This window comes from Acetobacter suratthaniensis (genome assembly GCF_017377745.1).
Lineage (GTDB): Bacteria > Pseudomonadota > Alphaproteobacteria > Acetobacterales > Acetobacteraceae > Acetobacter > Acetobacter suratthaniensis.
Genome location: NZ_JAFVMG010000033.1, coordinates 1 through 6,010, shown reverse-complemented (window position 1 = coordinate 6,010; position 6,010 = coordinate 1). Strand labels below are relative to the sequence as shown.

Sequence of the window (6,010 nt, the reverse complement as noted above, 5' to 3'; positions counted from 1 at the left end):
GACTCAGTGCGAACCGCGCCACCCGTCAGCACGATGATCTGGGATCCTCCACGAGCATGGAGCTGCTTGGAAATTTTTATCCGGCTCAGGACATTGTCGCAACGCGGCTTGATCAGATCCGCAGTGCCGTCATCGAATACGGAGCCCGTGTCGCCGCAGACCGCCCGCAGGAAAGTTTCATGGTCATGATCACCGTGCCGCGTGGGCAGCGCCGCCCGGCAGGTTTTGAGGCCGCGTATCGTGAGGGGTCACTGGGGACGAACGACTGGATGCACGAGATTTTCAAGCGCCCGCTGCCGATGCCCGACGATTATGGGGTGCGGATGTGGGGCGGGCCGCATACCCCGTTCCAGTTCGCTGACCACGGCTCGCTCTGGCCCGATGAAACCCCGGATGAGTTCACCAGCCCGGCCGCTGGGCATATCGGCCTGTATGGGTGGCTGCGAGCCACGAACGCGCGGGTGCAGCGCCTGAGCCAGTGCACCCATACGCTCCTCGATGTCGCTACTGTTGCGGAATTGCGTGCGGCTTACGCCGCGCGCCGCCATCCGCTGAGTGTCGCACAGGACGCCCTGCGCGCGTCACCGCAGGCTCTCGCCGCCTGAGGGGGGACGGGCAGGGGCTTCCTGCCCAATGCAGGGCCTAAGCGGGTGGCCCTGCGGCCTGCCCCGCTGACGCGGGGCTTTGTCCTTTTGCTTTGAGGATTTCCGGGCATGCCGACACTCAATTTGCCTATCGAGCGCTTTGCCGATGCGAGTACCGCCCATCTCTCTCCCGAGGACCGGACACTTCTCGCCCGTTATATCGAAACAGAGGGGGTGGATGGCATGTCCTGTCTCGCGGGTCCGTATGGGTGGCTGATTTACGCGCAGTCGGAACTTCGGGCGGCGGAACACGCCTCGCCTGGCCTTGCGGCCATTCTCGCGGCGGCGCGCGCACAGGGCTGTGCCTATGTCCTGTTCGACCGCGACGGCCTGCCCATTGATGGCGTTCAGACCTACGATTTTTAAGCCTGCGCTTATTCAACCCCAAAGGGCGGGACACCTCGGTGTCCCGCCCTTTTTTTATGCCGCTCACGCACCAGAGAAGGAAAAACCATGAAACTTCACTTTGAGCGCGCTCTGGTGGAGCGCCTGCTTGCCCATGCTGAAGCCGCTGAGGCCCATAGTCCGACACTCGATCAGCTTTTCTCGCCTGCGTACCAGAAAGTGCCTGTCATTGATCGCATGCCGACCCATGACGACATTGATGCGACGCGTATTCCCGCAGGGCTGATGCTGGTTGGCGATCAGGGCGTGTATCTGATGTCCAATGGCAAGCCCTGCCTGCCTGACCCGGATGGTGCGCCCAATCTTGTCGCCTATGCCAAGGAAGCCGACCCCCGAGACGCTTCCAGTGATTGGTACGATATCAAACGCGCCTCTTTTGGCGGGGATGACGGCGCGGAATTTCTGAGTGCTGAGGTGATCCGTCAGGCGCTGGAGGCCACGGGCGACGGGCCAGTCTGGATCGATGTGAGCCCGACTGACATCAGGGCGCCGTGCCTGTCAGCCGCCCAATAAACGACAGAAAAAATAAAGGAATAAAAACAGGAAAACAAAAAACACAAAAAGAAAAGGTCGCCTCTCATAGTCCGTCACGCAGGCTAAGGGTTCGTCGCAAGCTCCCGGCGCAAGCGCCGCCCTTAACCTGCGCGCCGGCCGATGAGCCGGCTGAAAGGGTCAGAAGAAAATCCACAAAGGAGAAAACGATGTCTGATCCTGTGACTTTCAAGAGCCTGCGTGTGGGAACGCGTTTCCGGTTCGCTGCGACCCCCTATGGCAAGACCTACAAGAAAATGGGCCCGAACCAGTATCGGGTTGCCAATCATACCCATCTATTCCGGGCAGAAAATGAAACGCTGGTGGTGGCCCTGCCTGACCTACCCCCGGAAGGCCCCCGCGAGTTCCTGCCCCTCGGCCGGGCGGGGCGCGGGCGGCATGTGGCCGTCCAGAGCACCGACGGGCAGGGAGAAGGCGCATGAAACTCTCCCCCCAGACCCGAGAGGACATCAAGGACATGGCGGGCTTCCTGTTCGGGGTGGCCGGTCTGCTTGTGCTCATAAGCAGCATCCTGTTCGGCCCAGACGTGCTGTCCGCCATCGCCGCAGACCACCCGATCACCATGGTGCGGGAAGCTGTGCTGGCCGCGCGCTGATCCCCGACCGGAGAAAAAAAGATGTTCAGACAGTATTATGCGGGGCGCTGGTTTGCGCCCCGTAACAACCCTCTGCGTGTCGGCCCGATTGCGGTCGGTGCGCTCTACCGCCTGCCCGAATACCTCAGCCACGGGCGGCCTGTGCGCTGGCAGGTGCTGGCGTTCCTCAACGGGGTGTGCGCAGCCACGCATTTCAATCCAGCGACCCGACGCTGGGAAGACCGGGTGATCTCGGGGCGTTCGGATTGCGCGTTGATCCGCCGTCTTGCCGATGGTGCGGTGCACGAGGTGTGAACTGCCCCGGGTTTACCGGAGAGCGATTTGTTCAGTAATCAGGCAGCGATATCAAGCCTGCTCTGATCTGCATAGAAGGCGCGTTCGGCTTCGGCGGGAGGCCTGTAGCCGATTGGCGCCAGCAGGCGTCGGTTATTATACCAGTCCACCCACTTGAGGGTTTCCCATTCGACCTGCGCCATGGATTTCCATGGCCCCAGATGATGGATGACCTCGGCCTTGTATAAACCGTTGATGGTTTCCGCCAGTGCATTGTCGTAGCTGTCACCAACCGTGCCGACCGAGGCATCGATGTCAGCCAGCGCCAAGCGTTCGGTATACCGGATCGACAGGTATTGTGACCCACGGTCCGAATGATGGATCAGTGCCTTGTTTCCCGCGGGCTTTCGTTGCCAGATGGCCTGTTCAAGGGCATCGAGCACGAACTGGGTGGTCATGGAAGTCGAGACTTTCCAGCCCACGATCCTGCGGGCGAACACATCAATGACGAACGCCACATAGACCATGCCATTCCAGGTCTGGACATAGGTAAAGTCCGAGACCCAGAGCTGGTTGGGGCTCTCGGCCCGGAACTGCCGGTTGACCCTGTCATCGGGACAGGGGCGCGCCGTATCCGGACGGGTCGTGATGACCTTCCGGCCCCGGATTACACCCTTCAGACCCATCTTGCGCATCAGACGCTCAACAGTGCAGCGCGCAACCTGCCGCCCTTCACGCTGCAGGCTGTGCCAGACCTTGCGCGCACCATAAACAGCACGGTTGTCCTGCCAGATCCGGCGGATATGTTCCATCAACTCCCTATCACGCCGGGCACGCGGGCTGGCCCTGGCCGGATCTCTTGCTATGACCGCCTGCTGGTAAAACGTGGACGGGGCAATCGGCAGAACGCGACAGATTGGCTCGACCCCGTAATCGGCACGGTAGGCTTCAATAAACGCGATCATTTGCGAAACGGGCGGTCGAGCTCCGCCTGAGCAAAATAAGCCGAGGCCTTCTTCAGGATCTCATTGGCCTGACGCAGTTCGCGGACCTCACGCTCCAATGCCTTGATCCGTGCCGTCTCGGCCGTAGTCCGCCCCGGTTGCGCCCCAGCGTCCCGTCGGGCCTGCTTCCACCAGTCGTGCAGGCTGTCGCCCGAGCAGCCAAGCTTGCCACCAATCTCGCGACAGGCCGCCGATAGGCTCGGGTAATCTGATCGATGCTCGTCCAGAAGGCGCACAGCGCGCTCACGGAACTCAGGCGAATAACGTGATGTCTTCTTTTTCTCTGCCATAGGGATCATTCTCCGAGAGTTTTACTCTCCGGTAAACCCGGGGCAGTTCAGTGGCTGTGCGGAGCCTCATTGCTGCGGACGATGAGACGCCAGAGCTGGTGCGGCCGTCGCTGCCCGACGTGGTGCGCTGGCATCGGGGCTTTCAGATCCAGCAGGCCGCTTAGGCCTGTTTTTTGGGCCACGTCCCTGCCTTTGCGGGTGAGGGACGTGCGGCCCGTCTGTCCTCAATGCTTTACGGAGAAAAGATTATGGTTCGTCCTACACCGTCCAACGTGACAGTCGTGGAATTTGGCCCGCGGGAAATGCACAGAGCAAGCCCGCTGTCACGCATGAAACCCGTGCGTCTGCTGTTGCGCGAGCAGGCCCAGTTGGAGAGCGAGGCGGGCGAGGGGCTTTTGCGTGCTGCCGACTGCGCGGCCCTGCGGCGGCGGGCAGCACGGGTCGGGCGCACGGCCCGCACACTTTTACAGGATCTCGCCGCATGAGCCCGCATGCTCTTGTACCACTGCCCGATGCACGGCATGATGCGGCCTGCCGTCCCCTGAACCGGAGAACAATCGTGTTCCGCTTTTCCCTGTGCGTGCCAGGTCTTGCCCTGATGACAGGCCTGACGTTCCTCACCGCCGCTCCGTTGCGTGCCGCTGAGACCTGCACGCAGTTCGGCCCGGAAAACGCCCTGCCGGTGTTTCTGAACGAAAAGCTTCAGCTCCGCACAACGCTCCTGTGCAATACGGCCTATGCCGCACTCAATTCCGGGGAAGTGCATGAACCGCTCTGGTCGGCCGAGTATCTCGATGCGGAGGCGGTGCAGGGGGCTCGCAAAATTGGCCGCACGACCAACACCTTTGTCGCCGATGACCGCCTGCCCGCAGGAGACGGGGCGACGCTGGCTGACTACCGTGGCTCCGGATTTGACCGTGGGCACATGGTGCCATCTGCCGACGCGGGCACTGAAGAGATACAGGAACAGACGTTTACGCTCTCTAACGTCGTGCCCCAGACCGCCGCCCTGAATGAAGGGATCTGGACGGGAGTGGAAATGGCCGTGCGCGCCATGGCTCTGCGCGAGGGCGGAGTCTATGTGGTGACGGGGCCGGATTTTACCGGCAGCAGCCGCGCTATCGGGCAGGATGTGCTGGTGCCCACGGCGACATGGAAAGCCATCTATGACCCGATCCGTCATGAAGCCGGGGCCTATCTGTGTCAAAATACGGACAGCCCCACCTGCCAGACTCTGAGTGTGGCCGATCTGGCTGAGCGGATCGGTATTGACCCGTTCCCCGGTGTCGGAGAGGCTGTCAAAGCGCAGGCCATGACGCTGCCTGAACCACAGGCCAGTCCGTATACGCCCCGCTCGCGCGAGAACCGTGCCTGGGAGCGGTTGCAAAAACGCCTGGAACGCAAACTGGCGCGGGCCGGGATGAAGGCGGTCAGACACGCGCTCGAACAGGAACAGGAGTAAGGTTGATGACGGCATTTAACCCGTTTGGACCTGACGCACAGGTGCAGACTATCGAACAGATGACCGTAGAAAATGATCCTGCGCGTGTGAGCGTGTATGGGCGTCTGGACATTACGCGTGACAGGGACGGATTGCAGAATGCCCGCGCCCTGTCGGCACTGCTGGATGCGGTGGTTGCCAAACTGGAATCTGAACCGGCGCTGCCAGATCACGTGTCAGATGCCCCCAAAACCCATCCGATGAACAACCCCTTCGCCTGAGGGGTTAAGAGGCCGTTCAGGCCCAGCGATAGCCACGTCGGACCTTGAAACGCAAAAGACGGCTGAGGGCGTTGGCGGCAGCCCCTTCGTTGACGTGCAGATCGAGACGTAGGCGACCAGCGGTGCCGATCCGGCCCCACCGCCGGATCAGGACAGCGCCGCCAAACAGATCACGCTGAATACTCATTTCATAAAACCGCCAGGCGTTCCGCGCAGCGTCAATGCGCGTCAGGCGGGCTTCTACGGGGAAAAGTGGGATCTGTTCCATTCCTGCCCTTTGGCGTCGTGAAGGGCAGCATGATAACCGATGCTGGGGCTGTGTCCTATCCAGCTATTTTTCAATACCCGACGGTAAGTGAGAGTGTACCGAAGCCTCCCTTATTACCGAAGCCGTTCTGTTCCCGGATGGCGGAGACGCCATGGAGGCGCCAGCCGACATTGAAGACGAGGCTGACATAGCGATCCACAGCGCTATGCAGGTCAAGGCCGATGCTGGAGAGGTCGGCCTCGTTCACGGACTGGGCT

General features: G+C 61.4%; 11 protein-coding genes, 1 pseudogene and 1 other annotated feature. Of the genes and pseudogenes, 9 read left to right on the top strand and 3 right to left on the bottom strand.

Translation table 11 applies throughout. The features are described 5' to 3' along the window. The 6 genes and pseudogenes from J2D75_RS14015 to J2D75_RS13990 all read left to right on the top strand — a co-directional run. A pseudogene (locus J2D75_RS14015) lies at window positions 1-605 on the top strand (hypothetical protein); the annotation flags it as partial. A 108-nt stretch (window positions 606-713) separates the two neighbouring features. After that, window positions 714-1,010: a DUF5983 family protein gene (locus J2D75_RS14010; RefSeq protein WP_207855407.1), complete on the top strand. Its 297-nt coding sequence runs from the start codon at window positions 714-716 to the stop codon at window positions 1,008-1,010. A gap of 87 nt (window positions 1,011-1,097) precedes the next feature. After that, on the top strand, window positions 1,098-1,562 hold the full coding sequence (locus J2D75_RS14005; protein WP_207855406.1) for a DUF3085 domain-containing protein: 465 nt from the start codon (window positions 1,098-1,100) through the stop codon (window positions 1,560-1,562). A 188-nt stretch (window positions 1,563-1,750) separates the two neighbouring features. Further along, the gene (locus tag J2D75_RS14000; RefSeq protein ID WP_207855405.1) at window positions 1,751-2,023 is read left to right on the top strand and encodes a hypothetical protein; all 273 of its coding nucleotides are present in this window, start codon (window positions 1,751-1,753) and stop codon (window positions 2,021-2,023) included. Continuing rightward, window positions 2,020-2,196: a hypothetical protein gene (locus J2D75_RS13995; protein ID WP_207855404.1), complete on the top strand. Its 177-nt coding sequence runs from the start codon at window positions 2,020-2,022 to the stop codon at window positions 2,194-2,196. The genes J2D75_RS14000 and J2D75_RS13995 overlap by 4 nt, the downstream gene beginning before the upstream one ends. Window positions 2,197-2,217: 21 nt before the next feature. Beyond that, window positions 2,218-2,490 carry a hypothetical protein gene (locus J2D75_RS13990; RefSeq protein ID WP_207855403.1) on the top strand — a complete coding sequence of 91 codons (273 nt, stop codon included), beginning with the start codon at window positions 2,218-2,220 and terminating at the stop codon, window positions 2,488-2,490. Between the two features lie 38 nt (window positions 2,491-2,528). Here the strand turns inward: J2D75_RS13990 and J2D75_RS13985 are convergent. Further along, window positions 2,529-3,763 (bottom strand): IS3 family transposase gene (locus J2D75_RS13985; RefSeq protein WP_207855402.1). Its coding sequence is split into 2 segments (ribosomal slippage): window positions 2,529-3,469 and window positions 3,469-3,763, totalling 1,236 coding nucleotides; the frame shifts between segments, so codons are not numbered across the junction. Beyond that, window positions 3,360-3,476: a sequence feature (AL1L pseudoknot), on the bottom strand. (Overlaps the previous gene by 117 nt.) A gap of 248 nt (window positions 3,764-4,011) precedes the next feature. Here J2D75_RS13985 and J2D75_RS13980 point away from each other — a divergent pair. Genes J2D75_RS13980 through J2D75_RS13970 form a run of 3 tightly spaced genes read left to right on the top strand, consistent with a single transcriptional unit; the run spans window position 4,012 to window position 5,485 of the window. After that, window positions 4,012-4,248: a hypothetical protein gene (locus tag J2D75_RS13980; protein WP_207855401.1), complete on the top strand. Its 237-nt coding sequence runs from the start codon at window positions 4,012-4,014 to the stop codon at window positions 4,246-4,248. Further along, on the top strand, window positions 4,245-5,225 hold the full coding sequence (locus tag J2D75_RS13975; RefSeq protein WP_243428777.1) for a DNA/RNA non-specific endonuclease: 981 nt from the start codon (window positions 4,245-4,247) through the stop codon (window positions 5,223-5,225). The genes J2D75_RS13980 and J2D75_RS13975 overlap by 4 nt, the downstream gene beginning before the upstream one ends. Window positions 5,226-5,230: 5 nt before the next feature. Continuing rightward, window positions 5,231-5,485 carry a hypothetical protein gene (locus J2D75_RS13970; RefSeq protein ID WP_207855400.1) on the top strand — a complete coding sequence of 85 codons (255 nt, stop codon included), beginning with the start codon at window positions 5,231-5,233 and terminating at the stop codon, window positions 5,483-5,485. Window positions 5,486-5,501: 16 nt separating this feature from the next. Here the strand turns inward: J2D75_RS13970 and J2D75_RS13965 are convergent, their stop codons facing one another. Beyond that, window positions 5,502-5,753, bottom strand: coding sequence for a WGR domain-containing protein (locus tag J2D75_RS13965; RefSeq protein ID WP_207855399.1), 252 nt, complete (start codon window positions 5,751-5,753; stop codon window positions 5,502-5,504). Between the two features lie 70 nt (window positions 5,754-5,823). Further along, window positions 5,824-6,010, bottom strand: a 187-nt coding sequence (locus J2D75_RS13960; RefSeq protein ID WP_207855398.1) for a hypothetical protein, incomplete at its 5' end; no start/stop codon positions are given.

What these genes read in the sequence shown, in the direction of transcription:
- J2D75_RS14010 (WP_207855407.1), top strand. Translation starts at nt 714, where the DNA reads ATGCCGACACTCAATTTGCCTATCGAGCGCTTTGCCGATGCGAGTACC.
- J2D75_RS14005 (WP_207855406.1), top strand. Translation starts at nt 1,098, where the DNA reads ATGAAACTTCACTTTGAGCGCGCTCTGGTGGAGCGCCTGCTTGCCCAT.
- J2D75_RS14000 (WP_207855405.1), top strand. Translation starts at nt 1,751, where the DNA reads ATGTCTGATCCTGTGACTTTCAAGAGCCTGCGTGTGGGAACGCGTTTC.
- J2D75_RS13995 (WP_207855404.1), top strand. Translation starts at nt 2,020, where the DNA reads ATGAAACTCTCCCCCCAGACCCGAGAGGACATCAAGGACATGGCGGGC.
- J2D75_RS13990 (WP_207855403.1), top strand. Translation starts at nt 2,218, where the DNA reads ATGTTCAGACAGTATTATGCGGGGCGCTGGTTTGCGCCCCGTAACAAC.
- J2D75_RS13980 (WP_207855401.1), top strand. Translation starts at nt 4,012, where the DNA reads ATGGTTCGTCCTACACCGTCCAACGTGACAGTCGTGGAATTTGGCCCG.
- J2D75_RS13975 (WP_243428777.1), top strand. Translation starts at nt 4,245, where the DNA reads ATGAGCCCGCATGCTCTTGTACCACTGCCCGATGCACGGCATGATGCG.
- J2D75_RS13970 (WP_207855400.1), top strand. Translation starts at nt 5,231, where the DNA reads ATGACGGCATTTAACCCGTTTGGACCTGACGCACAGGTGCAGACTATC.
- J2D75_RS13965 (WP_207855399.1), bottom strand. Translation starts at nt 5,753, where the DNA reads ATGGAACAGATCCCACTTTTCCCCGTAGAAGCCCGCCTGACGCGCATT.